Source organism: Chryseobacterium sp. c4a, assembly GCF_009900745.1.
Lineage (GTDB): Bacteria > Bacteroidota > Bacteroidia > Flavobacteriales > Weeksellaceae > Chryseobacterium.
On sequence record NZ_WXVU01000013.1, the window covers coordinates 79,734 to 103,180 of the forward strand.

Sequence of the window (23,447 nt, forward strand, 5' to 3'; positions counted from 1 at the left end):
AATTTTATAAATCTTTTTTACCGATTAATACCGCGCCTACAATACCTGCTAAAATCAGGATGGAAGCAAGCTCAAACGGTAAAACATATTCATTAAACAAAAGTCTACCCAGGTTCTTCGTAAGACCAACACCTCTGTCTACATTCTCAACAACAATGTGGTTTTGCTGAACTCCTCTGAATACTCCTAAAACTCCTACCAAAAGAAGACCTGCAGTAAAAACTCCAATAAATTTTAAAGTATTACCCTTCTTACTTTCGTCTGCTTTATTAAGGTTAAGCATCATTAAGATGTAAAGGAAAAGTACCATGATGGCACCTGCGTACACTATAATCTGGATGATTGCTAAGAATTGTGCATTCAGAAGAATGTACATTCCGGCAATTGAAAACATCGTAACAATTAATGACAAAATAGCATATAAAGGATTTTTTGCAAACACGAAGTACACCGCACTTGCTACTGCTAAAAACGCCACCAAGAAAAATAAAAACTGATCCATTATTTTACCGCATTTTTTTGTTTCTCGGATTGTCTTGTCGTGATGTCAATCCTTTCATTTATTTTTTCAACTAATTTATCTTTTCCGTAAATGAAAGAACCTCTGTTGGTCTCTACGTCTACCAATCTGTCCGTAAGATAGATCGCAGATTTAGGACAAGCCTCTTCACACATCCCACAGAAAATACATCTTAGCATATTGATTTCATATACTGAAGCGTACTTTTCTTCTCTGTAAAGACCTTTTTCCTCTTTTGTTCTTTCAGCAGCAGTCATCGTAATGGCTTCTGCAGGACAAGCTACCGCACAAAGTCCGCAAGCAGTACATCTTTCTCTACCTTCCTCGTCTCTTTTCAAAACGTGCTGGCCTCTCCAGATGGTGGTTCTTGGCTTCTGTACTTCCGGATACGAATATACTGCGGGAGCACCCTTTATCACGGTTCTTACAGCATGCTTAAATGTAATCCCCATTCCTGTAAAGATGGCAGGAAGGTAGATTTTTTCAGCAAGGGTCATTTCTTTATTGGAAACAACTTTTGATCTGTTTGTAAGTTTCATTTATTTAATTTTTTTAGGCTGAATCTGTATCCAGCATTAAAAATATATTCTTATCTCTTAGTTTGCAAATGCTAAAATTACAGCTCCTGTAATTAATAGGTTTACTAATGCCATTGGGATTAATGTTTTCCATCCTAAGTGCATTAACTGGTCATATCTGAATCTTGGAAGTGTCCATCTGATCCACATGAAGATCAAAATTCCGATTACAGTTTTCGTTAAGAATGCTACGATACTTAAGATTCCTGCAACGTTTTCTCCCCAGTTCTGAGTTACCCATTCAATACCAGGATAGTTATATCCACCGAAGAAAAGTACTACCATGAATGCATTAGAGATAAACATGTTCACGTATTCCCCGAACATATATAAACCTAACTTCATAGAAGAGTATTCTGTAGAGTATCCTGTTACCAATTCAGATTCACACTCAGGTAAATCGAACGGGTGTCTGTTTGTTTCTGCTAAAGCGGCTACAAAGAATACAAGGAAAGCAATTGGCTGGTAGAAAATATTCCAGTTCATCCCGGAAACCCAAGGAATAACTCCCCAAAGTTTTCCAGTAGTTTGGCTTTCAGTGATTACTTTTAAGTCTAAGCTTCCAGACATCATAATGATAGAAAGAAGTGCTAGTCCCATTGCCAATTCATAAGAGATCATCTGAGAAGAAGCACGGATAGCACCTAATAATGAATATTTGTTATTCGAAGCCCAACCTCCGATCATGATTCCGTAAACACCAATGGAAGCCATTCCGATGATGAAAAGTACACCAACGTCAATGTTAGCTACCTGAAGATCAAAAGAAGTACCTGCAATATTTAAACTTTTACCCCAAGGAATAACTGCTCCTGTGATCAATGAAATAAACATTACTAAAGCTGGGCCCAATACGAAAAGGAATTTTTCAGCATTGGCAGGCGTAAAGTCTTCCTTAAAGAAGAATTTTCCACCGTCAGCAAGAGGCTGCAGTAATCCGAAAGGTCCCGCTCTGTTAGGACCAATTCTATCCTGCATGATAGAGGCTACTTTTCTTTCTGCCCAGGTAGAGTAGGCTGCAATCGTTAACGATAGCAGGAAAAGTGCTAGTACAAGTATAAGTTTAAATGTAAGTAAATCCATTTTTTATTGTAAAGATTTTTAGATGTGAGATGTCAGATACTAGATATAAGATAAAGTCTGATGTCTTGCGTCTGAAATCTAATTGTCTTTATTAAAATTATTTTTCGTCTTTTTCACTGATTTCCTTTGCATCAGGATTATCAATCATTATCAATTCGTCTTTTGGCTTTTGGTAATGATTCAATGAAATTACAGAGTGTCTGTCGATATGTCTAGGACCTTCGATATTCCAGTCTGATAAAGATTTTCTTTCGAAACGGCATGTATCGCAGATGAATTCTTCAACTTCACCCCACTGGTCTTTTCTTGCAGTAACTCTTACAATTTCGTCACCTTTCATCCAAACTACAGCTTTTCCTGAACACTTATCACATTTACAAGTAGCATTCATTGGTTTTGTAAACCATACTCTGCTTGCAAAACGAGATGTTCTGTCTGTTAATGCTCCTACAGGACAAACGTCGATAACGTTTCCGATGAAGTCATTGTCTAAAGCTTTATTTAAGTAAGTAGAAATTTCAGCATGATCTCCTCTGAAAAGAATACCGTGCTCTCTTTCACCTGTTAATTGGTTAGCAGCTAATACACATCTTGCACAAAGAATACAACGGTTCATGTTCAGTTTGATGTGTGGGCCAAGATCATCAGCTTCGTAAGTATTTCTTTCAAATTCAGTTCTTGTCTCAAGGTTTCCGTGCTCGTATCCAAGATCTTGAAGGTGGCATTCACCAGCCTGGTCACAAACCGGACAGTCAAGAGGGTGATTTACCAATAAGAATTCGGTAACGGCTTTTCTTCCTTCCTGAGCTTTCTCAGAAGTAAGGTTTTTAACTTCCATACCGTCCATTACATTTGTTCTGCAACTTGCTACCAATTTCGGCATAGGACGTGGATCTGCTTCAGATCCTTTAGAAACTTCTACAAGACAAGTTCTGCATCTTCCGCCACTGGTTTCTAATTTGCTGTAGTAACACATTGCAGGAGGTACAGATTTACCACCAATTTGTCTTGCAGCTTCCAAAATAGAAGTACCAGGCAAAACTTCAGTAGTCTGTCCGTCTATAGTTATTTTGAATTTTTTAACTTCTTCGCTCATATTGTATGCTTTAAGCTTTATGCATTAAGCAATAGGCTTTGTTATTTATATTTCTTTGTATTAAATGTATATCCAATTCCCCCCATGATTTGTCCGAAAACAAAATCCTGTTGAGCTTTGTCTGGCTTGTTATTCAATGTAGTTTTAATATCCCACATATTGATGTAACCTGCTTTTCCTTCTAATCTCACCATTACGTGGTTCCAAAGTACTAAGTTAAGGCTGGCTCTTACATCGGTTCCCATACCTGCAACGTGGAAACGGTCACTTCTTTCATTTCCAAAAAGTTTTACATTACTTTTTGGGAACATAAATCCGATACCGGCACCATAAGACCAAACCAAATCAACATTCTTCTTATTGATAATACTTTGATACTTTTCAAGACCTAAGTTTTCATAATTAAGTCCGTCTGTATGTTCAAAAGTAAGGAACTTCTCATCTGCAAGGTTTACTTGCCCGTTTTGTACTATGGCAGCATATTCAGGATCTGAGATATGTCCTTTAAAGTTAACGGTTTGATTTTGATCCATCACATATTTCATGTGGTCAATTCCTAAAACAAGCGCTAAATTATCTTTAATAAAATATCCTATTCTGAAGTTATACTGCGTTACAGTAAACCAACTTGGATCAAAATAAACAAGTCCAAATTTGGTAGGTCTATCCTGAGCCGTTACATTATTCAGTTGAAAATCATATCCATTTCCTTTAAAACGAATATCAGAATTACTGAATGCTGCTCTGTTCCATCCGTAGAAAAAGAACATTTGTCCTTTTTTACTTAAAGGCTCAGGTTTCTTAGAAACAGGAGTCTTAAACAGATCTGCATTATTTTCTACTACTAAAGAATCCTTTTTTTGTCCGAAAACAAAACTCGACATCATTAAGCCGACAACAAACAATCTTTTCATTTCAACTACGCATTCTTTTCAACAGCTGGGATAGGATCTGCATAATGTGCCAATCCATAGTTCTGAGTCTGAGATAACTCAGGGTTTTTCACGTGCCATTCAAATTCATCTCTGAAGTGACGAATGGCTGCTGCAACTGGCCAAGCCGCTGCATCACCTAATGGACAGATCGTATTTCCTTCGATTTTTCTCTGGATATCCCAAAGTAGATCGATATCTTCCATTTTACCTTCTCCTTTTTCAATTTTCTTAAGGATTTTGTACATCCATCCTGTACCTTCACGGCAAGGAGTACATTGTCCACAGCTTTCGTGGTTGTAGAATCTCGCTAAAGTCATCGTGTGATCTACAATACACTGGTCTTCATCCAATACGATGAAACCTCCTGAACCCATCATTGTTCCGGTAGCAAAACCACCGTCAGCTAATGATTCATAGTTCATATATCTTGGCTCTCCGTTCACTGTTCTTAGCAATAAGTTGGCAGGAACAATCGGAACAGAACTTCCTCCAGGAATACAAGCCTTTAATTTTTTTCCGTTTTTAATACCACCACAATATTCATCAGAGTAAATGAATTCTTCTACAGTAATGGTCATGTCAATTTCGTATACTCCTGGTTTGTTGATGTTTCCACAAGCAGAAATTAATTTCGTCCCTGTAGATCTGCCTACACCAATTTTAGCATACTCAGCACCTGTAATATCAATGATTGGAACGATTGCTGCAATAGACTCAACATTGTTTACCACTGTTGGTCTTTCCCAAAGACCTTTTACAGCCGGGAATGGCGGTTTTAATCTTGGATTTCCTCTTTTTCCTTCAAGGGATTCAAGCAATGCCGTTTCTTCACCACAGATGTATGCTCCACCACCTCTTTGTACATAGATTTCAAGATCGAAACCAGTTCCTAAAATATTTTTACCTAAAAATCCTGCTGCTTTAGCTTCTTCAATAGCTTCTTCAAGGATATCCGGAATCCAAGAATATTCTCCACGGATGTAGATATAAGAAACATTTGAACCTAAACAGTAAGATGAAATTAGCATTCCTTCGATCAATAGGTGAGGAAGGAACTCCATCAGATATCTGTCCTTGAATGTTCCAGGCTCAGATTCATCAGCATTTACCACAAGGTGTCTTGGAACGCCTTCCGGTTTTGCCAAAAAGCTCCATTTCATCCCTGTAGGGAATCCAGCTCCACCACGACCTCTTAGTCCTGAAGTTTTTACTTCTTCAAGAATCTCATCAGGAGTCATCTTCAAGGCCTTTTCAGCTGCTGTATAACCTCCCTGTTTACGGTATGTTTCAAAGTAGCGGATACCTTCTATATGTGCGTCTTTAAGTAAAAGTTTTTTACTCATTGTTTATTATGCTTTTAGCTATTGGCTTTGGGCTTCTAGCTTTTTATAATTATTTTAAAAATTAACTGACTTTAAATCCGGGATTCAAAATCATGATTAGTCTAAAGCAAGTTGTCCCTGTCTGCAAAGATCAAGGATTTCGTCTACTTTTTCTATCGTTAAATTTTCATGAAAGAACTTACCAAGCTGCATCATCGGTGCATAACCACATGCTCCAAGACATTCAGCAGGTTTTAGAGTGAACATACCGTCTTCAGTAGTTTCACCGTCTTTAATGTTCAGTTTCGTTCTGATATGATCAAGGATTTTTTCGCTTCCACAAACCATGCAAGGCCCGGTTCTGCAAACTTCCAAAACATATTTACCCACCGGCTTCATGTTGAACATGGTATAGAAAGTAGCCACTTCATATACTTCGATCGGTTTGATACTTAATAGTCCGGCAACATAATCCATCACAGGAACGTCTAACCATCCTCCGAATTCTTTCTGTGCCAAGTGAAGTACAGGAAGAAGAGCAGATTTCTGTCTTCCTTCAGGGTATCTTGCGATAATTTTGTGTACCTGTGCTAAACTTTCCGGTTTAAAAGCTATTGTTTCGCTCATTTTTTTATATAGATTAAAGAACAAAGAATCAAGAGAAAAGACTTTTTGATTCGTGATCTAAATTCAATTTTATTAATTTGAAGAAAGTCTTTATTCTTTCTTCTTTTATCTTTTAGTCAAAGTTATTATGCGTCTAATTCTCCCGCAATAATATTCATACTACACATCGTTACAATAGCATCTGAAATTACAGAACCTGTAATCATTTCAGGATATGCCTGATAGTAGATGAAACATGGTCTTCTGAAGTGAAGTCTGTAAGGGCTTCTTCCTCCGTCACTTACAAGATAGAACCCTAATTCTCCGTTTCCTCCTTCTACAGCATGGTAAACTTCTCCTTTAGGTACATCAGTTTCTCCCATTACAATTTTGAAGTGGTAGATCAATGCTTCCATTTTCTGATATACATCTGCCTTTTCTGGAAGATAGAAATCAGGAACATCCGCGTGGAATGGCCCTTCAGGAAGGTTTTCGTATGCTTGTTTGATAATTTTAATGGATTCCCAGATTTCTTGTTGACGAACCATGAAACGGTCGTAAGTATCTCCTGAAGTTCCTACAGGAATAATGAAGTCGAAATCTTGGTATGAAGAATAAGGTTGTGCAACTCTCACATCATAATCTACACCTGCTGCACGTAAGTTTGGACCAGTGAACCCGTAGCTTAATGCTCTTTCTGCTGAAATAGCTCCTGTACCGATGGTTCTGTCCATGAAAATTCTGTTTCTTTCTAATAGGGTACAGAATTCTTTGAATCTTGGTGGGAAAGTCTTTAAGAAGTCTTTCAATAACTCATGGAACTTAGGAGTGAAATCTCTTTCAAATCCTCCGATTCTTCCCATGTTAGTCGTCATCCTTGCCCCACAAATCTGCTCATACATATCATAAATACGTTCTCTTTCGATAAACATATAAGTAAGACCAGTAATCGCTCCTGAGTCCATTCCGGTTACCCCGTTACAGATCAGGTGGTCACCGATTCTCGCTAGTTCCATTAAGATAACACGCATATAGTCTACACGTTTTGGAACTTCAACGCCAATCAGCTTTTCCACTGTCATGTGCCAACCTAAATTGTTGATTGGTGCAGAACAGTAATTCATACGGTCAGTAAGGGTAGTGATCTGAGAATAGTTTCTTCTTTCAGAAATTTTCTCAAATGCTCTGTGGATATATCCTACCGTTTGCTCAGCATGAAGGATTCTTTCTCCATCCATCGTTAAGATATTCTGGAAAATCCCGTGAGTAGCAGGGTGAGTAGGCCCTAAATTGAGGGTGTATAGTTGTCCGTCAATTTGTTCCTTACTTTCGTACTGGTTTAGTATATTAGATAATGAGTTATCTTTCATAATTTAAATGCTTTAGGCTATAGGCTATAGGCTTTAAGCTTATCGCTTACTGCTTATCGCTTATTGCATTATTTTTATCTTCCGAACATGTTATCATCCTTATCGGTTCTTGTACCGTCTTCAAGGCGATATTCCTTCAACATTGGGTGGTATCCAAGATCTTCCATATTCAAAATAGGTCTAAGATCCGGGTGTCCTTTAAATTTGATCCCATAAAAGTCATACGTTTCTCTTTCCATCCAGTTAGCACCGGCGTATAACTCAACAAGAGAATCTACTTCGATATTTTCTCTAGACATAAAGATCTTCAGACGTAATCTGAAGTTGGCCATCATATTATGTAAATGGTATACAACACCAATTTCCTTGTCTGGGAATTCAGGGTAATGAATACCGCAGATATCCGTCAGGAAATTGAATTCCAAAGATGAATCTTTAAGATAGTGAATGATTTTTTTAATATCTTCTTTCTTCACTTCAATCGTCAGCATTCCATAAGGCTCTGAACTTGAAATAACAGATTCCGGAAATTCTCTGGTGATTGCTTCTAATACAAATTCGTTTGTCATTTCCGTTTAGTTGCTTATGTTGTAAGAATCTAATAATTTCTGATATTCAGGCATGTCTCTTCTTCTGATGCTTTCGCTTTCTGCTAGAGCCTGTACCTGCATTACACCTTCAATGATCTGTTCTGGTCTTGGAGGACATCCAGGAACATAAACGTCTACCGGAATAATTTTATCAATTCCCTGAAGTACAGAGTAAGTATCAAAAATACCACCGCTGGAAGCACAAGCTCCAACTGCTACTACCCATTTTGGCTCAGCCATCTGAGTATATACTTCTTTTAGGACTGGCCCTAATTTTTTTGATATAGTTCCGCAAACCATCAGCATATCTGCTTGTCTTGGAGAGAAAGAGTTTCTTTCCATACCAAATCTTGAAGCATCATAAGTAGGGTTTAGGGTAGCCATAAACTCAATACCACAACAAGAGGTAGCAAATGGCAATGGCCAAAGTGAAAACTTTCTTGCCATCCCGATTACACTGCTCAGTTTTGTTGCGAAAAACCCTTCTCCTTCATATCCTTCGGGAGCAGGTGCATCTGTTCTTATTACTGGTTTTTTATCTGACATTTTAGTAAATATTTAAAGATTAAAATATTTAAAGATTAAAAAAATAAGACCTTTACAATCTTTAAATTACTTAAATAAATTCAATCTTTTAATGTTGAAATTTATTTATCCCAATCGAGGGCACCCCGTTTCCAAACATAGAAAAACGCTACGAAGAAGATCGCAACGAACGTAAGTACAGCCAGGAATCCTTCCATGCCGAATTCTCTGAAGTTTACCGCGTAAGGATAAAAGAATACGATTTCAATATCGAATAGTACGAACAATACCGCAGTCAGGAAATATTTAATTGAAAACGGTGTTCTTGCATTTCCTTCACTAGGAACTCCACATTCCCAGCTTTGGTTTTTTACAGAATCTCCTTTTTTCTGTTTTGGCCCTAAGAAATGTGCACCAAGCAATGAAACAGCGACAAATCCTACTGCTACACCTGCCTGGATAAGGATTGGAATATAACTTTCAGGTAAATTCATTTTTGCATTATTATCTCAATTTGCAAATTTAACGAATAAACAAGAAAGCATGAAATTTATCAGCTTAAAAGTCGGCTGAAAATAGAGAAAACCTACAATTTAGAATCAATAAAAATAACGAGTTATTTCTTCATTTTTTTAAGGAGAGAGTAAGCCATAAATGCAATATATCCAAAAAGAAGACTTGCAAAAACGATATTAATTACCGTATTTGTTCTGCCATCTTGTGATTGAAAAAAGAAGTTATACGCAATAAATCCTGCAATTAAAACAGCGAAAATGATAAGTTGTGGCTTCATGAGGTAAGGGTGTTTGAGGGTGGAAGAGTTTTAGAGTGAATGAGTAAGATTGTACTCACTCATCATTATCATTTATCATTTATCATTTATCTCAAGTGAGTATGTTCTTCTTCTCTTATGATTCACGGGGTTATAATCCTGCCATAAAAGTTGAATACTTTTATTTTCTTCTAGCTCAGGATTGGTTTCTAAATATTTAACTCCTTTTTTTCTGAATATTTTCCAGATTTCTTTGAAGATGATCGAGGTAACTCCTCTTCTTTGATAGTCAGGATGGATGCCGATCAAATAGAAATTGGCTCTGTCGTTTTTTCTACCTGCTTTTAAAAAGTGCCACCAGCCAAAAGGCAATAGTTTTCCTCCGGATTTTTGTAATGCTTTAGAATAAGAAGGCATCGTAATCGCAAAGGATATAAGGTGATTGTTTTCATCCACGATACAAACAATGAAGTCTTTGTCAATAAGCTTAAAGTACTTTTCCTTATATGTTTTACGCTGTTCGTCGGAAATAGGAGTGTAGGTAGAAAGATGTTTGTACGTTTCATCTAAAAGATCAAACATTGGATCCACATACTGGATAATTTCTTCCTTATTGTTAAATTTTAAAACGCTTAGTTTGTATTTCTGAGAAATAAGCTCGTTGAATTTGTGAATTTTTTCTGGTAAAACTTCAGGGAAAATAATTTCAAATTCTACCCATTCTTTTTCTTTTACCAATCCAAGTTTCTCAAGATGCTTAGGATAGTAATCGTGGTTGTAAATTCCGATCATGGTAGCCAATTGGTCGAAACCCTTGATTAGCATTCCGGCTTTATCAAGATTCGTGAATCCCATTGGGCCTTCTATCTTATCAATATTTTTTTCTTTGGCATAATCTATTGCTTTTTGGATTAATGCCTGAGAAACTTCTTCGTCATCAATGAAATCGATCCATCCAAAACGTACTTTTTGAATTCCTAATTCTTTTTCCTCTTTATGGTTGATAAGAACAGCAATTCTCCCTACAATGTTGTCATTTTTGTATGCTAAATACTGTTTCGCTTCGGAATATTGAAGCGCAGGATTTTCATCAGCATTCCAGATGTTGATTTCGTCATTGATAAAGGATGGAACATAGTACGGATTATTTTTGTACAGATCCATTGGAAATCTTACGAATTGCTTGAGTTGGCCGGGCGTTTTTACTTCAATAATTGAAACTGTTGACATGTTTTTTGAGAGTAATTTGAGGACAAATATAAATAATAAAATCGTATACTTTGGCACAGTTTTTATATCATTATGCTTAAAAATTGAACACAAAATCTAAATAAAAATGACGGGTTATTATATCATTATTGGTATTTCAATGCTGGTGAGCTGGTGGGTTTCGTCCAGATTGAAATCAAAATTTGAATATTATTCCAACGTACATCTTCGAAATGGCCTTTCGGGAAAAGAAGTAGCGGAAAAAATGTTGCGAGATAACGGGATTAATGATGTTCAAGTAATATCAGTTCCCGGGCAGTTGACGGATCATTATAATCCGGCAGATAAAACAGTAAATCTTTCTGAAGGTGTATATATGCAGAGAAATGCAGCAGCTGCAGCTGTAGCGGCTCATGAATGCGGACATGCCGTACAACATGCTGTAGGATACTCAATGTTGAATTTACGTTCAAAGTTGGTTCCTGTAGTTAATATTAGTTCCAATCTGATGCAGTTTGTTCTTATTGCAGGTATTGCGATTATGGCAGCCACCAGAACTGTGGATAATCCTAATGGAAATACAGCTATTCTGGCTATTGGAGTTGCGATGTTTGCGGTGACAACATTGTTTGCTTTTGTAACATTACCCGTAGAGTATGATGCAAGCAACAGAGCGATGAAATGGCTTAAAGATACAGGAACAGTAACAGCTGAAGAGTTTGTTGGAGTTCAGGATAGTTTAAAATGGGCAGCCAGAACCTATGTGGTGGCAGCTTTAGGGTCTTTGGCTCAGCTTCTTTACTGGGGGTCTTTACTTCTTGGTGGAAGAAGAGATTAATTATCTTTAATTTCAAATGAAATATAAAGCATCTCAGAAAATCTCTGAGATGTTTTTTTATGAATACACATTAGTCATTGAACTCAAATGAAACATGTTGCATCTCTGATAGTTTTTCAGAAATACTTTCTTTTTGAGCCAGCTTTAATGAAGCAGTAAGAATACAGTTTTCGTTGGCATCAAAATTTAACACTTTAGCATCAAACTTTGATAATAGAGTGAAAATAATATTTTGCTGGTTAAAGTTGAATTGAATTTCAATTTCTGTTTCCAGTTCTCTTGTGATGATAGTGGCTTCTTCTAAGGTGATTTTAGCAGATTCTTTGTAGGCTTTTACTAAGCCTGAAACGCCTAGTTTTGTACCGCCGTAATAACGAACAGAGATCACAAGAACATTGGTTATTTCGTTAGCTAGAAGTTGGTTGTAAATAGGAAGTCCGGCACTTCCTGAAGGTTCACCGTCGTCATTAGCACGATAGTTTTCACCATTTAATCCCATTCTGAAAGCATAGCAGTGATGGGTTGCTTTTGGATGTTCTTCCCTAATCTTTTCCAATGCGGCCTTTAGCTCTTTTTCATTGGTGACTGGGAAAGCAAATCCGATAAACTTGCTTCCTTTTTCTTTTAATAAAGTATTTTCTATGGGTTTTTCTATGGTTTTGTACTCAAACGTCATCCTGTAATCCTCTTTATTTATGCAAAAGTATTAAATGCTTTATAAATTTACACCTTTATTGGAAAAGAAGCTGTCGGAATTCCGACAGCTTCTTCAGTATTTTTATTTTTTTATTATTTTTTGGGTGAGCCACTTTCCATTGGAATCAAACTTAACAAAATAAATTCCGGGTTTCAGCTGTGAGATATTAATTCCGTTGTTCTCTTTTGTAAATGCCATTATTTTCCCCTGAACATCATAAACCTGAACTTTGTCTAAAGCTACGGGTGTTTTAAAGAATACTGAGGATGTAGTAGGATTAGGATATATCTGAATACCTGGATGATCTTTTGTTTTCTCCATTTCGTTGGTTGCTAAAGATGCATTTGAAAAATCAGCGATATAGATATCCGAATAATCTCCTACAACTATAACTTTGTTATTAAAATATTTAATAGCATTAATACTTGTAAGTTCTAAATCATACTTAGTTATGCCAGGAACAGCAAGTTGTGAGGTAGCTCCTCCGTCTGTAGTTCTGTAGAGAACACCATTCAAGAAATAGCCCACATTTTCATTGAGAAAATAAAATTTAGAAGAATTAGAGTTTGTGGTTTCTACCCATGTTGCTCCCGCATCATTACTCGTAAATTTTTTTCCATAATTTGCAGTTATATTAATTTTGGTTGCGCTAATTACATTGACAGAATTTAAATAACCTGTTGCTTCAAAAATAGAGTTCCAGGTAATTCCTCCATCCGTAGTTTTATACAGTTTATGAGAGCCACCTGCATAACCAATCATATCGTTATAGAACTGAATGGATTCTATTTCTTCCATTTCAGTAAATTGGGAAGCTGTTGAAGGTGGTGATATGAAATGTATTCCATTGGGAGGACTTGCATAAGGTGATGCAGTACCTAATAAAACATCTCCATTATCTTTAATCCAGAAATCAGAAATAAATGTTACCGGATTATTTGATCCGGAACTATCCCATGTTTGTCCAAAATTTGATGTTAAAGAATAGCTTCCATTTCCAACAAGAATACCTTTTCCGTTTGCTTTTAATTGTACCCCTTTAAAAGCATTCAATGTAAATGTTGCCATTTGGTTGATCCAGGTATGACCACCATCAGTTGTACGGTAAACAACACTGTAGAATCCATTAGATCCGCTTCCTACGATAGTTCCCTGGTTGTCATTGGCAAAAGAAATGCTTTTTAATTTGGAAGGATAAACACCAGGTACTAAAACGCTCCAGTTAGTTGTATTGGTAGATGTATAAATGTTGGATTGTCCTCCAACAAGCATATTGCCATTTAACATACCAATCGAATTAAGATTGAAATAAGGATAAGTATTAATTAATTGTTGATTCGTCCAGGTTTGTCCCAAATCGGGTGACTTATAAATTCTATTGTCATCACCAACAACATAAAGCTGGTTGGAGTACAATTTTATATCATTTAAATTATAAGTTGCTGAAATACTTACAGGAGACCAGTTTACACCTTGATCATTTGTTTTAAAGATTTTACCATTATTTCCGACAATGAAAGCATCCGTATTATTAATAAAAAGAATTTTATTAATGCTGGTTGAGCTTAAGTTTGTAGCGCTCCAATTAGCTCCCTGGTTTGTTGTTTTGTAGATTTTTCCATTAGCAGCGCACACAAAACCGATATTTTCATCTATAAAAAAGATATCATTGATACTAGTTTGCTCCGGCAATGCCGCAAAAGTGAATGAATCTCCTGAATTTAATGTTTTGTATATAACCCCTGAATTCCCACCCAGAAAGCCTACAGATTCATTTACAAAATAAAAAGTTCTTAAAAAAGCGGCATTTGCTGATTTAGAAACAGAAGTGTTAAATCCATCCGTGGTTTTATAAATCCCGGTTTGCGTTAATACAAATCCAACATTGTTATTGAGCATTTGAATATCTCTGTATATTTCGTTTCTGAAGAGTTTTCTCCAGGTTTTCCCGCCATCCTTTGAAGAGGCTACAACTCCATATTGAGATTGATCGAGCATGTATAATGTTTGATCGGGTGTAACTTCAAGATTAGTGATAGTGGAAAATGATTTTACAGGAGTTAAAAATTGCCATTCCTGAGCGTTGGTAATGGAGATTAAACTCAAAAAAAGAATAGAGAAATATTTCTGCATTTTATTAGTTTTTTACAAAACTAATAAAAGTATTGACAAATTACGCTCAAAAAGATATATGCTGTTAAATTTTTGACAGCATATATCTTATTTTTAATAACAAATATTAGCTCTTATATTCCATCTCCGCAAAGATCCATGGGAATTAGGCACATATAGCTTGTTGGGCCACAGAAATCCTCAGGGCACTTATCTCTGCATCTTGTAGGCTGACCGTTAGGTAATGTACATGTTACAAAAATAGCACCTCCTTGAATTGTTCTTAACCCGATTCGGGATAATTTTCTTAGATTTTTCATGGTAATATTTTTAGTTCGATTAATTTGTACGATACAATAGTATTAGCATGGGAATGAACCATCTGTCCAAGGTGGTGGACAACTCATACTCGAAGGGGTAGCACAGCAATGTTGTAATGAAGATGGGTAAAACGAACAACACTCAGGAGCAATGCCTCCCTTTACTTTTTTTAAGTTCTGTCTTGAAATTTTCTTTACATTTTTCATGGTAATATTTTTTTGGATACTACTAAGGTAAGAATTTATTTCATGCAAGAGTGATAAAGTGGTTTTGTTTTGATTTGAAAAAAGAAATGATATTATCTCTATAATTTTCTATTTTATTAGGAATATGATTGAATTCCGGGGCTTTTGTCCCATTCTCAAATTTTAGGTTTTCATTTTTTATAACAATGGCTTCATCCCAAAGACCGGCATCAATGAATTGTTGTAAAGTGAAACGACCGCCTTCAATAATGATGGATTGAATCTGTTCTTTGTACAACACTTCCATCAAATCAGGTAAAAAGTTGTCTTTATAGATTGTAATGAATTCTACATGATCTTCTGTCGCTTCTTTTACAGCATTTAAAACCAATGTTCTGGCTTCGTTGTTATAGATTTTAAAGTCATTCGGAATTTTCAGATCAAAATCAATTAAAACTCTGATTGGGTTTGTACCCTCAACATTTCTGACGGTAAGACTTGGGTTGTCGTGTAAAGCGGTTTGTGTGCCTACTAAAATAGCATGTTCGTCTGCTCTTAATTGGTGAACGAATTGATTAACCAAGGCATTTGAAACAGCAGTAGGTTTGAAATCCTTATCTAAAAATCCATCACCTGATTCTGCCCATTTTAAAATGATATAAGGTCTTTTCTTTTCATGATAAGTAAAGAATCTTTTGTTCAGCTCTATGCATTCTTTTTCAAGAATCCCTGAAACGGCTTCTATTCCTGCATCCTGAATGATCTTTTTTCCCTTTCCGTTTACCTTATCATGAGAATCCATGGCACCAATGACTACCTTTTTAAAACCAAGTTCTTTAATTTTTAAAGCGCATGGAGGAGTTTTACCATAATGTGCACAAGGTTCCAACGAAACATAAATCGTTGATTCGGGGATAAGGCTTTTGTCTTTCACTGAATTGATGGCATTGATTTCAGCATGGTTTTCTCCAGCTTTATGATGGTAGCCTTCACCAATGATTTCTCCGTTGTGAACAATTACACTTCCGACAAGAGGGTTGGGGTAGGTCTTACCAATAGCTTTTTGAGCTAGTTCAATGCATCTTTTAATATATAATTCGTCGTTATTCATATTGATAAAAAGAAAAAAGCGAAGACAAATTGCTTTGCTCCGCCTTTATGTTTTGTATTAAGATTTATTCTCCTGCAATAATGTTGTGGAGATTTTGCTTTAAAGTTTCCAGATGAGCTTTCTTTTCATCAATTGTATTATAAGTATCTCTTAACAGAGGATTCTCTCTTGATGGTTTATTGAAGAATGAAAGGTTATTTTCAAGTTTAACGATTTCAGCTTCAAGATCAGAAATCTGATTTTTGATCTTTCTTGCTTTATCAGTAAGTTGATTTTCAGATAAACCTTCTTCTTTAAGCTCAAGTTCATTGATTTTGTTGATTTTCAATTTCTCTCTTAAAGTTTTATTGAACTCAGAGTTGATTGAAATTTTATCTCTAGGAACTTTCCCAATATTATTCCAAGCTGTTTTGATGGCTTCAATCTTTTCAATACTTCCTTCGTCATTGGAAACGGTTTTCAGATCGTCAAGAAGAGCTTTTTTGTTTTTGTAATTTTCTTTCCAGTTATCTGTAGAAGTATTGCTCTTTTCTCTGTAATTGTTAAAGAAAGCATTGCAGGCATCACGGAATTCATCCCAGATTTTATTGGTCATGCTCTTTGGAACATGTCCAATTTTTTTCCAGTCTTCCTGAAGTTTTTTGAACAATGGAACAGCAATATCCCATTCTTCATTATTTTGATTATCCTGAGCAGTCTGGATCAATTTAAGTTTTTCTTCAAGGTTAGCCTGTTGAGAACCTTTTAAGGACTTATAATAATTGTTTTTTGTCGTATTAAATCCTCTAAGAGTTGTTTTGAAATCATTCCAATTCTGGTTGGATAGTTTTCTAGGAACACTTCCGGTTTTCAGGAAATCAGAACGTAAGTCTTCAACTCTTTTGATTGCATTCTGCCAATAGTTGTGATTAGGTGTTTCAGAAGGTTCAGAAAGCTTCTTAATCTCAGCTATAATTTGGCTTTTCTTTTCAAGATTGGCAGTTTGTTCTTTTTCAATAGATGCTGAAAGCTCCGATTTTCTTTCGTGAATTTTGTTGGAAATTTCTTTGAATTCTTCCCATGTTTTTTCACGGAACTCTTCTGCTACAGGTTCTGCTTCTTCTTTCCACAGTTTATGAAGATACTGAAGTTCATTTAAAGCCTTTTGAATAACAGGTTCATTTTCCAATTCCTGAGCACGGGCAATGATGTGTTGTCTCTTTTCAAGATTGTGGCTGTATTCTTGCTCTAAAAATTCTTTATTCAGATCCAGCATTTGATAAAACTGGTTCAGGTGGTGGAAATAATTATTATTAAGGATTTTGAATTCAGATTTGGCAACCTGTCCGGCTTTTGACCATTCTTCCTTGATCTCACGGATAGATTTGAAAAGGTTGGTTCCCGGTTCTGAATTGGTATATAAATTTTTTAATCTTTCAATAATACTTTGACGGTGCTCCAGATTTTTCTTTTGCTCTTCTTCTTGTCCTTTCTGGAATTCATCGTGCTTTTCTTTGAAAATATTAACCAAAGCGGAAAACTTAGCTTGTGAAGGATGTTCATAGCTGAATGTTTCAGGAGCATTGCCTGCTTCTACAAACTCGTGTTTTTTATCTTCCACTTCATCATGGATGTGATGACTTGCTTTTTCTTTTAGCTGATTGAATTTTTTAGAATTTTCACCGGCATCAGATGCATTGATGAGTTTTTCCATTTCTTTCAGGGCATCAGCCAGAGAGATTTCAACATCTTCATGTTCTTCCAGGTGTTCAGCATCATCTTCATGGGAATGGGCATCATGAGCAACAGTGTTTCCTGATGTCTCCTGAGATACTTCGTTAGGATTTTTCTTTTCTTCGTTTTCAGAAAGATTGTTTTCTGTAGTCATAGCAAATCTTTTATGTGAGTGGCGTTAATATCCTTTAAATATAGCTGTAAGGCCAATTAAAGTACTAATTTATGTTATTTTTTTTGAAAATTCCAAATTTCCCAAGCTTTTTCTGCTTGTTGTTCAAGCATATAATAACCGTTTACCGTTTTGGCTCCTTTTTCAGAAGCATTGATGATAAATTGCGTGTAGTTGGGGTTATAAATTAAATCAATAACTAAATGTTCAGGAGAAAGCGCATCAAAAGGAAAAGTTAGGCAATCTTCAACATTTGGAAATGTGCCTACCGGTGTACACTGGATAATAATCTGATGTTTCTGAACAGTTTCTTTATCCAGGTTTTCAAAATTGATTTCCGTACTTCTTGAGATGGTTTGGGAGGGGATATTATGTTTGTCTAAAACATATTTTACAGCTTTTGCAGCTCCTCCGTTTCCTAAGATCAATGCTTTGTCCTGTGTTGGTTTTTTATGAAGAAGAAGTGTCTTCTCAAAACCAAAAGCATCCGTATTATATCCGGTTTTTTTACCATTTTGAATTAAAACACAGTTCACTGCTCCTATTTTTTCCGCTTCATCACTTAATTCATCAAGATAATTGATAATCTGTTCTTTATAAGGAATGGTAACATTGAAGCCTAATAATTCGGGTGATGAGAAGAGGTTTTCAACTTCATTGATTTCATTCAAATCAAAAATGTCGTAGGAGAAACCTTTAAGCATAAGCTTTTGGAACTTATTTTCGAAGAATTTTTTAGAAAAAGAATAGGAAATATTTCGACCTATCAATCCTAATTTTTTATTGGAATCCATACGATCAAAATTATAAAAAAAGACCGGATAAATCCGGCCTTTAGTTTGAAATATTTTATAATAATTATTCTACGATGAATTTAGTAGAGAAATTATCTGTTTTTAAGATGTAAGTACCTTTCACTAAACCTTTAAGGTTAATCTTATTTGAATTTTGGAAAGGATTAGCAATGGTTTCAATCACTTTTCCTGAAAGGTCAAAGATCTGAGCTTTTGAAATTTTATTAAGATTTTCACCTCTTACAAACAATTCATTGTTTTTTATCGGGTTAGGGTAGATCGTGAATTCTGTACTTTTTGTTATATTATTTTCACTTGTAGAAAGTGTAGATCCCCAGATCATATTAACCCATTCAGGGTGATCAATGAAAGGGTTTCTGTTTGATTGTCTTGCATAGACTGCATCATTTCTGTCTCTTTCTTTTTGGGAAACCGGATCTTGGGCTGCCCATTTTAGCATAAGATTTAGATACCATTGTTGTAATCCTCTATCTGTAGTGCCATCTAAGGGGCTTGATGGAGTTTGGAATTGGGTGAAAGAGGCAAGTCTATCTTCATATCTTGTAACAAAATATAACTGCATTCTTGCAATGTCTCCTTTAAACTCATCGATTGGTTCGAAGATAGTTCCACTATATCCAGGGAAAGTACAGGTTCCTAGTTTTGATCCATTAGTAGATGTCCACGTTGGTGAACTTGTTTCCCCGTAAGGATAATCGCTTCTTTTGTTGTTGACAAAATAGTCTGTAGGAATTACGAAATGAGCATCGTTTGCCATTGGAGTAGCATTTTGACCTCCGAAATATCTTTTAGGTAAAGAATGTTCTCTATTATAACAAGAGTTTTCATAATTTTTACCGTTACCACATTGTTTAGTTCCTAATACATACTCATAAGCATCCGGTCCTGCAGGCTTTTCAGAATACATATCCAATAGAGTTCCATTGTTTTCATAGTAGTTATCTAAATCTGAAGTGTAGTAAGTTGTCCATAATCCACTATATCCTTTGTCTTGAGCTCCACTGCTGATGATCTGATTAAGCTTTGTTTTTAAGGTATATCCTGTTAAACCTGTTGTACCATTATAATAACCTAATGGTATTTGGGCGAAAATATTAATAAGTGTAGTACTTAGAAATAAAAAAGATAAAATTCGTTTCATTTTTTTAAAATTGGGCCGTAAAGGTACAAAAAAATGAAACTGAAACGTGTTAATTTTTAGTAATATACTCTTTGCTGATCTTTGAGAAGAACCATGAAATAGCAATTCCAAAAAGGGATGCGGTAAGCGCTACAATAAGATAGTTTTTACCAACTATTTTTACTGGAAACGGCAATACTTCATTGGCTCTGAAGAATTCTGTGTAAAGTTGGAAGTAGCATAATGCTGTTCCAAAGATTAATCCCGTAATAACTCCGGAAATAACAATAAGAATTCCGGTATAAAAATAGGTCATTCTCAGATGGCTTAAAGGAAAGCCTAATGAAATTAGAGATTTTGCCTGTTCTTTTTTATCAAGCTGCAAGATAATAATGGCTCCTGCAAGATTAAAGGTGGTGATGAAAATAACCAATGCAAAGATCAGATAAATAAACATCTTTTCTGTATTAATCATTTTCCAGAAAGCGGCATTTTCTTCCTCTTTGGTTTTTATTTCAACGTTTTTGCCCAAAGAAGAAAGTAAATTTTGTTTTACAGCATCAGCATTTTCCGGATTTTTTAATTTAATAACAATCTGGTAAGCTGAATTTTTCGGGAGCGTTAATAATTCTTCTGCTAGTTCAATAGGAGAGATGATATAGTTGTCCATCTGGTCTTTTCCAGGGAAAACTCCTGTTACCAGGATATCTCTTTTATTATAGATATCTTCTTCTTTACTGATGATTCCAGTTCCTGGCTTCGGCATAAAGACCGTTGCATAATGATTGGAGGAATCTACCGGGATGGATAATCTGTTATCAAGACTATTTTCCATCAATACCTCATTGGAATATTTGAAACTTGGGTAAGTTCCATAGAAAATATCTTTGTTGATAGGATTTACCTTTGTATAGGCAGAATCTACACCCCGTAAATAAGCTATATCACCTTTTCCATTAAAGCTGATATAGACCTTTTCTTCAATAATACGGGAGTAGTTACCAATTTCTTTATTGCTTCTTAAAACCTTATTCACCTGATCCAGGTTTTTAATGGTTTTACCTGAAGCGCTTTTTAAAGTTAAATCAGCATGGAGATTTGAAATCAAATCTTTATTCAGGTCTTCAAGTCCTGAAAACACAGAGATAATAACGAACATTGCAGTCACAGCAACCGTCATAGCTCCTACTGCAAGCCATGTAATAAAGGTCACAGCAGTACTGCCTTTTTTAGCTAAAAGGTATCTGGATGCTATGTAAAATGCAATATTCTTCAAGATCTATAAAACAGGATTATCGCCTTCGCCTCTTAATTCTCTTTCCAATTTTTCAAAGTCATCTAGAGCGGTGTCTAAATAAAAGTTAAGTTGCGGAATGATACGTACCTGTTTTGCCATTTTCTGGCCGATGAAATTTCTGTATTGAGGTTTGTTTTCTTCAATTTCCTTCATTACCGCAGCACGGTGTTCCTGAGGGAAAATACTTAAATAGATTTTAGCAATACCCAAATCTGCCGTTACTTTTACATCTGAAACGGATACCAATATACTTTGTTTGCTGTCAGCAGCCTGCTTGCGGAAAAGTTCTGCGAAGTCTTCCTGAATGATCTGTGCTACTTTTCTTTGTCTGTTACTTTCCATAATTTATGCAAATTTAGTACTTTTGTTTGAATTGATACTTTGAAATTAAGCCACAGTATCAAATTTACGAATTAATTATATTTATTAGTATTTATGAAGCTAGAACATATTGGCATTGCAGTAAAGTCTTTGGGAGTATCTGATGAGCTTTTTGCTAAGTTGTTAGGAAAAGAATCCTATAAAAAAGAAACGGTGGAAAGGGAAGGGGTAGTAACTTCTTTCTATGAAACAGGAGAAAGCAAAATTGAACTTTTAGAAGCCAGTAATCCTGAAAGTCCAATCTCAAAATTTATAGAAAAGAAGGGGGAAGGCATCCATCATTTGGCATTTGGGGTGGAAAATATCCTGGAAGAAGTAAAAAGATTAAAAAAAGAAGGATTTCAATTTATCTCTGAAGAACCGAAAGAAGGTGCTGATAACAAATTAGTTGTCTTCCTTCATCCAAAGTCCACAAACGGTGTGCTGGTAGAACTTTGCCAAGAAAAGCAATAAAAAATTTTGTAGTGAAAGAAATTTTACTATTTTTGCAAACACAAAATTTAACCAAGTTTTGAGGTCCTATAGCTCAGTTGGTTAGAGCACCTGACTCATAATCAGGTGGTCCCTGGTTCGAGCCCAGGTGGGACCACAGAAAAGCACTCTATTTGAGTGCTTTTTTTATTTATACGTATTTCTTAGTTTTTGTAGTATCCTTTCTTAAAAAATATCTTCTGATTAACGGAAAAAGATTTAAAACTGAATGTAGCAGATTTATTAAAAGAATAGTATTCTATTTTAGAGCGAATTAGAGCTGTTTTAATGAAAATTTGAAAGATTCTGATTCTATAAATAAATATTGAAAGTGTAAATTTATTAGTAATTTTGCCGCATGATTGAAGATAAGATTAGTGAAGTTTCTTACAACGCTGATGCCCTAAATACCCTTTCTTTTTTCTCAGGAGCACTAGGTTTGGACTTAGGACTTGAAGAAGCTGGATTAAATATATTATTAGCCTGCGAGTTTGATAAACACTGCCGGGGGACAATTAGTTTAAATAAACCTGAATTAGGATTAATAGGAGATATAAGAAATTATAATATAGATCAAATTCTAGAATATGCCGGTTTGGATAACAAAGATCAGGTAGATGTAATCGTTGGTGGCCCTCCTTGTCAAGCCTTTAGTACCGCTGGTAAAAGATTAGGTTTTGCTGATGAAAGGGGAAACGTATTTCTTAAATTTATTGATGTCATTGAGAAAATTCGTCCTAGATATTTTGTAATGGAAAATGTAAGGGGGCTAATGTCTTCTATTTTACAAATTCCAATTCGTGATGAAATTATAGATAACATTCCGGATGAGTTGTTAAAAGTTAAGGGCTCTTCATTATTGTATATAATTTTAAGACTAGAGAAAGCAGGATACAATATTAATTTTGATTTGTATAATGCTGCTAATTACGGAACTCCGCAAAAAAGAGAGAGAATTGTTATTATAGGTACTTTAGGTGATGAAAAAGTTCCTCTTCTAGAACCTACCCATGCAGAAACTCCTTCTGGGAATTTAAAACCATGGGTTAATATTAATGAAGTCATTAATAATTTAGGGAATGATCCTTTAGAACATATCAAATATTCTCCTGAGAGAGCTTACTATTATGGATTATTAAAGAGTGGAGAAAACTGGCGTAATTTACCTGAAGAACTTCAGATTAAAGCGCTTGGTAAAGCTTATTATTTAGGAGGTGGAAAAACTGGATTTTTAAGACGATTAGATTGGAATAAGCCTTCACCTACTTTAGTTACAAATCCAGCCATGCCTGCTACCGACTTATGCCATCCAGATGAAATCAGACCATTAAGCGTAGAAGAATATAAAATAATACAACAGTTTCCTGATCATTGGGTTTTTAGTGGAAAAACTCTGGATAAATATAAACAAATTGGGAATGCTGTACCTACAGGCTTAGGCCAGGCAATAGGGAATACTCTAATTAATCATTCTAATCATGTCATTAAGAATAATTATTCAGACTTTAAACAAACAAAGTATAAAAACACCAAGTATCAGGATTTCATAACCAGTATGTTTAAGAATGTAGAAAGGAATTTATTTGCTAATAAAATATAATATTCCTA

26 protein-coding genes and 1 tRNA gene are annotated in these 23,447 nt (G+C 35.4%); 4 read left to right on the plus strand and 23 right to left on the minus strand.

The features are described 5' to 3' along the window. Nucleotides 1-4 precede the first annotated feature (4 nt). The 13 genes from GTR01_RS16485 to GTR01_RS16540 all read right to left on the minus strand — a co-directional run bounded on the left by GTR01_RS16485 (nucleotide 5) and on the right by GTR01_RS16540 (nucleotide 10,627). Complete coding sequence (locus tag GTR01_RS16485) at nucleotides 5-502, minus strand: NADH-quinone oxidoreductase subunit J (RefSeq protein ID WP_066700053.1); 498 nt, start codon at nucleotides 500-502, stop codon at nucleotides 5-7. Then, nucleotides 502-1,059 carry a NuoI/complex I 23 kDa subunit family protein gene (locus GTR01_RS16490; protein ID WP_040996950.1) on the minus strand — a complete coding sequence of 186 codons (558 nt, stop codon included), beginning with the start codon at nucleotides 1,057-1,059 and terminating at the stop codon, nucleotides 502-504. The genes GTR01_RS16485 and GTR01_RS16490 overlap by 1 nt, the downstream gene beginning before the upstream one ends. A gap of 57 nt (nucleotides 1,060-1,116) precedes the next feature. Next, nucleotides 1,117-2,181, minus strand: a complete 1,065-nt coding sequence (gene nuoH, locus GTR01_RS16495) for an NADH-quinone oxidoreductase subunit NuoH (protein ID WP_160138898.1) — start codon at nucleotides 2,179-2,181, stop codon at nucleotides 1,117-1,119. Nucleotides 2,182-2,278: 97 nt separating this feature from the next. Further along, nucleotides 2,279-3,277, minus strand: a complete 999-nt coding sequence (locus GTR01_RS16500; RefSeq protein WP_160138899.1) for a 2Fe-2S iron-sulfur cluster-binding protein — start codon at nucleotides 3,275-3,277, stop codon at nucleotides 2,279-2,281. Between the two features lie 41 nt (nucleotides 3,278-3,318). After that, entirely contained in the window at nucleotides 3,319-4,191 is an 873-nt protein-coding gene (locus GTR01_RS16505) for a hypothetical protein (RefSeq protein ID WP_160138900.1), read from the minus strand. A gap of 5 nt (nucleotides 4,192-4,196) precedes the next feature. Continuing rightward, nucleotides 4,197-5,555 (minus strand): NADH-quinone oxidoreductase subunit NuoF, encoded by a 1,359-nt coding sequence (gene nuoF, locus GTR01_RS16510; protein ID WP_160138901.1) that lies wholly within the window; start codon nucleotides 5,553-5,555, stop codon nucleotides 4,197-4,199. Between the two features lie 96 nt (nucleotides 5,556-5,651). Next, nucleotides 5,652-6,161, minus strand: a complete 510-nt coding sequence (nuoE, locus tag GTR01_RS16515; protein ID WP_068939949.1) for a complex I 24 kDa subunit family protein — start codon at nucleotides 6,159-6,161, stop codon at nucleotides 5,652-5,654. Nucleotides 6,162-6,286: 125 nt separating this feature from the next. After that, nucleotides 6,287-7,510 (minus strand): NADH dehydrogenase (quinone) subunit D, encoded by a 1,224-nt coding sequence (gene nuoD / locus GTR01_RS16520; protein ID WP_089697003.1) that lies wholly within the window; start codon nucleotides 7,508-7,510, stop codon nucleotides 6,287-6,289. Nucleotides 7,511-7,584: 74 nt separating this feature from the next. Next, entirely contained in the window at nucleotides 7,585-8,079 is a 495-nt protein-coding gene (locus tag GTR01_RS16525) for an NADH-quinone oxidoreductase subunit C (RefSeq protein WP_027373525.1), read from the minus strand. A gap of 6 nt (nucleotides 8,080-8,085) precedes the next feature. Further along, on the minus strand, nucleotides 8,086-8,646 hold the full coding sequence (locus tag GTR01_RS16530) for an NADH-quinone oxidoreductase subunit B (RefSeq protein ID WP_002983540.1): 561 nt from the start codon (nucleotides 8,644-8,646) through the stop codon (nucleotides 8,086-8,088). A 101-nt stretch (nucleotides 8,647-8,747) separates the two neighbouring features. Next, complete coding sequence (locus GTR01_RS16535; RefSeq protein ID WP_045492896.1) at nucleotides 8,748-9,119, minus strand: NADH-quinone oxidoreductase subunit A; 372 nt, start codon at nucleotides 9,117-9,119, stop codon at nucleotides 8,748-8,750. 122 nt (nucleotides 9,120-9,241) lie between these two features. Beyond that, on the minus strand, nucleotides 9,242-9,418 hold the full coding sequence (locus GTR01_RS24525; RefSeq protein ID WP_167386949.1) for a hypothetical protein: 177 nt from the start codon (nucleotides 9,416-9,418) through the stop codon (nucleotides 9,242-9,244). 75 nt (nucleotides 9,419-9,493) lie between these two features. Then, nucleotides 9,494-10,627: a GNAT family N-acetyltransferase gene (locus tag GTR01_RS16540; protein WP_160138902.1), complete on the minus strand. Its 1,134-nt coding sequence runs from the start codon at nucleotides 10,625-10,627 to the stop codon at nucleotides 9,494-9,496. Nucleotides 10,628-10,733: 106 nt separating this feature from the next. Between GTR01_RS16540 and GTR01_RS16545 the strand changes: the two genes are divergently transcribed. Further along, nucleotides 10,734-11,444 carry a zinc metallopeptidase gene (locus tag GTR01_RS16545; protein ID WP_089739349.1) on the plus strand — a complete coding sequence of 237 codons (711 nt, stop codon included), beginning with the start codon at nucleotides 10,734-10,736 and terminating at the stop codon, nucleotides 11,442-11,444. A 70-nt stretch (nucleotides 11,445-11,514) separates the two neighbouring features. On the opposite strand, the gene GTR01_RS16550 is transcribed toward GTR01_RS16545, so the two are convergent. The 10 genes from GTR01_RS16550 to rbfA form a co-directional block, all read right to left on the minus strand. After that, a complete protein-coding gene (locus tag GTR01_RS16550) occupies nucleotides 11,515-12,120 on the minus strand; it encodes an IMPACT family protein (RefSeq protein WP_160138903.1) in 606 nt (201 codons plus the stop codon). 102 nt (nucleotides 12,121-12,222) lie between these two features. Further along, nucleotides 12,223-14,274, minus strand: a complete 2,052-nt coding sequence (locus tag GTR01_RS16555) for a YCF48-related protein (RefSeq protein ID WP_160138904.1) — start codon at nucleotides 14,272-14,274, stop codon at nucleotides 12,223-12,225. Nucleotides 14,275-14,387: 113 nt separating this feature from the next. Beyond that, on the minus strand, nucleotides 14,388-14,573 hold the full coding sequence (locus tag GTR01_RS16560) for a bacteriocin-like protein (RefSeq protein WP_160138905.1): 186 nt from the start codon (nucleotides 14,571-14,573) through the stop codon (nucleotides 14,388-14,390). Nucleotides 14,574-14,615: 42 nt separating this feature from the next. Further along, the gene (locus GTR01_RS24915) at nucleotides 14,616-14,780 is read right to left on the minus strand and encodes a bacteriocin-like protein (protein ID WP_410492604.1); all 165 of its coding nucleotides are present in this window, start codon (nucleotides 14,778-14,780) and stop codon (nucleotides 14,616-14,618) included. Between the two features lie 40 nt (nucleotides 14,781-14,820). Continuing rightward, nucleotides 14,821-15,870 (minus strand): bifunctional diaminohydroxyphosphoribosylaminopyrimidine deaminase/5-amino-6-(5-phosphoribosylamino)uracil reductase RibD, encoded by a 1,050-nt coding sequence (gene ribD, locus GTR01_RS16565; RefSeq protein WP_160138906.1) that lies wholly within the window; start codon nucleotides 15,868-15,870, stop codon nucleotides 14,821-14,823. 64 nt (nucleotides 15,871-15,934) lie between these two features. After that, the gene (locus GTR01_RS16570) at nucleotides 15,935-17,737 is read right to left on the minus strand and encodes a DUF349 domain-containing protein (RefSeq protein WP_160138907.1); all 1,803 of its coding nucleotides are present in this window, start codon (nucleotides 17,735-17,737) and stop codon (nucleotides 15,935-15,937) included. Nucleotides 17,738-17,811: 74 nt separating this feature from the next. Further along, nucleotides 17,812-18,549 carry a shikimate dehydrogenase family protein gene (locus GTR01_RS16575; protein ID WP_160138908.1) on the minus strand — a complete coding sequence of 246 codons (738 nt, stop codon included), beginning with the start codon at nucleotides 18,547-18,549 and terminating at the stop codon, nucleotides 17,812-17,814. A gap of 64 nt (nucleotides 18,550-18,613) precedes the next feature. Continuing rightward, nucleotides 18,614-19,711 (minus strand): endonuclease, encoded by a 1,098-nt coding sequence (locus GTR01_RS16580; RefSeq protein WP_160138909.1) that lies wholly within the window; start codon nucleotides 19,709-19,711, stop codon nucleotides 18,614-18,616. A 49-nt stretch (nucleotides 19,712-19,760) separates the two neighbouring features. Next, nucleotides 19,761-20,966 (minus strand): ABC transporter permease, encoded by a 1,206-nt coding sequence (locus GTR01_RS16585; RefSeq protein WP_160138910.1) that lies wholly within the window; start codon nucleotides 20,964-20,966, stop codon nucleotides 19,761-19,763. A gap of 3 nt (nucleotides 20,967-20,969) precedes the next feature. After that, nucleotides 20,970-21,329, minus strand: coding sequence for a 30S ribosome-binding factor RbfA (rbfA, locus tag GTR01_RS16590; protein WP_160138911.1), 360 nt, complete (start codon nucleotides 21,327-21,329; stop codon nucleotides 20,970-20,972). A 93-nt stretch (nucleotides 21,330-21,422) separates the two neighbouring features. Here rbfA and mce point away from each other — a divergent pair, with 93 nt between their 5' ends. The 3 genes from mce (at nucleotide 21,423) to GTR01_RS16605 (ending at nucleotide 23,439) form a co-directional block, all read left to right on the plus strand. After that, on the plus strand, nucleotides 21,423-21,821 hold the full coding sequence (mce, locus tag GTR01_RS16595; protein ID WP_160138912.1) for a methylmalonyl-CoA epimerase: 399 nt from the start codon (nucleotides 21,423-21,425) through the stop codon (nucleotides 21,819-21,821). Nucleotides 21,822-21,883: 62 nt separating this feature from the next. After that, nucleotides 21,884-21,957 (plus strand) — tRNA-Ile (locus GTR01_RS16600). Nucleotides 21,958-22,197: 240 nt separating this feature from the next. Then, nucleotides 22,198-23,439 (plus strand): DNA cytosine methyltransferase, encoded by a 1,242-nt coding sequence (locus GTR01_RS16605; RefSeq protein ID WP_160138913.1) that lies wholly within the window; start codon nucleotides 22,198-22,200, stop codon nucleotides 23,437-23,439. Nucleotides 23,440-23,447 lie beyond the last annotated feature (8 nt).

What these genes read in the sequence shown, in the direction of transcription:
- GTR01_RS16485 (WP_066700053.1), bottom strand. Translation starts at nt 502, where the DNA reads ATGGATCAGTTTTTATTTTTCTTGGTGGCGTTTTTAGCAGTAGCAAGT.
- GTR01_RS16490 (WP_040996950.1), bottom strand. Translation starts at nt 1,059, where the DNA reads ATGAAACTTACAAACAGATCAAAAGTTGTTTCCAATAAAGAAATGACC.
- nuoH (WP_160138898.1), bottom strand. Translation starts at nt 2,181, where the DNA reads ATGGATTTACTTACATTTAAACTTATACTTGTACTAGCACTTTTCCTG.
- GTR01_RS16500 (WP_160138899.1), bottom strand. Translation starts at nt 3,277, where the DNA reads ATGAGCGAAGAAGTTAAAAAATTCAAAATAACTATAGACGGACAGACT.
- GTR01_RS16505 (WP_160138900.1), bottom strand. Translation starts at nt 4,191, where the DNA reads ATGAAAAGATTGTTTGTTGTCGGCTTAATGATGTCGAGTTTTGTTTTC.
- nuoF (WP_160138901.1), bottom strand. Translation starts at nt 5,555, where the DNA reads ATGAGTAAAAAACTTTTACTTAAAGACGCACATATAGAAGGTATCCGC.
- nuoE (WP_068939949.1), bottom strand. Translation starts at nt 6,161, where the DNA reads ATGAGCGAAACAATAGCTTTTAAACCGGAAAGTTTAGCACAGGTACAC.
- nuoD (WP_089697003.1), bottom strand. Translation starts at nt 7,510, where the DNA reads ATGAAAGATAACTCATTATCTAATATACTAAACCAGTACGAAAGTAAG.
- GTR01_RS16525 (WP_027373525.1), bottom strand. Translation starts at nt 8,079, where the DNA reads ATGACAAACGAATTTGTATTAGAAGCAATCACCAGAGAATTTCCGGAA.
- GTR01_RS16530 (WP_002983540.1), bottom strand. Translation starts at nt 8,646, where the DNA reads ATGTCAGATAAAAAACCAGTAATAAGAACAGATGCACCTGCTCCCGAA.
- GTR01_RS16535 (WP_045492896.1), bottom strand. Translation starts at nt 9,119, where the DNA reads ATGAATTTACCTGAAAGTTATATTCCAATCCTTATCCAGGCAGGTGTA.
- GTR01_RS24525 (WP_167386949.1), bottom strand. Translation starts at nt 9,418, where the DNA reads ATGAAGCCACAACTTATCATTTTCGCTGTTTTAATTGCAGGATTTATT.
- GTR01_RS16540 (WP_160138902.1), bottom strand. Translation starts at nt 10,627, where the DNA reads ATGTCAACAGTTTCAATTATTGAAGTAAAAACGCCCGGCCAACTCAAG.
- GTR01_RS16545 (WP_089739349.1), top strand. Translation starts at nt 10,734, where the DNA reads ATGACGGGTTATTATATCATTATTGGTATTTCAATGCTGGTGAGCTGG.
- GTR01_RS16550 (WP_160138903.1), bottom strand. Translation starts at nt 12,120, where the DNA reads ATGACGTTTGAGTACAAAACCATAGAAAAACCCATAGAAAATACTTTA.
- GTR01_RS16555 (WP_160138904.1), bottom strand. Translation starts at nt 14,274, where the DNA reads ATGCAGAAATATTTCTCTATTCTTTTTTTGAGTTTAATCTCCATTACC.
- GTR01_RS16560 (WP_160138905.1), bottom strand. Translation starts at nt 14,573, where the DNA reads ATGAAAAATCTAAGAAAATTATCCCGAATCGGGTTAAGAACAATTCAA.
- GTR01_RS24915 (WP_410492604.1), bottom strand. Translation starts at nt 14,780, where the DNA reads ATGAAAAATGTAAAGAAAATTTCAAGACAGAACTTAAAAAAAGTAAAG.
- ribD (WP_160138906.1), bottom strand. Translation starts at nt 15,870, where the DNA reads ATGAATAACGACGAATTATATATTAAAAGATGCATTGAACTAGCTCAA.
- GTR01_RS16570 (WP_160138907.1), bottom strand. Translation starts at nt 17,737, where the DNA reads ATGACTACAGAAAACAATCTTTCTGAAAACGAAGAAAAGAAAAATCCT.
- GTR01_RS16575 (WP_160138908.1), bottom strand. Translation starts at nt 18,549, where the DNA reads ATGGATTCCAATAAAAAATTAGGATTGATAGGTCGAAATATTTCCTAT.
- GTR01_RS16580 (WP_160138909.1), bottom strand. Translation starts at nt 19,711, where the DNA reads ATGAAACGAATTTTATCTTTTTTATTTCTAAGTACTACACTTATTAAT.
- rbfA (WP_160138911.1), bottom strand. Translation starts at nt 21,329, where the DNA reads ATGGAAAGTAACAGACAAAGAAAAGTAGCACAGATCATTCAGGAAGAC.
- mce (WP_160138912.1), top strand. Translation starts at nt 21,423, where the DNA reads ATGAAGCTAGAACATATTGGCATTGCAGTAAAGTCTTTGGGAGTATCT.
- GTR01_RS16605 (WP_160138913.1), top strand. Translation starts at nt 22,198, where the DNA reads ATGATTGAAGATAAGATTAGTGAAGTTTCTTACAACGCTGATGCCCTA.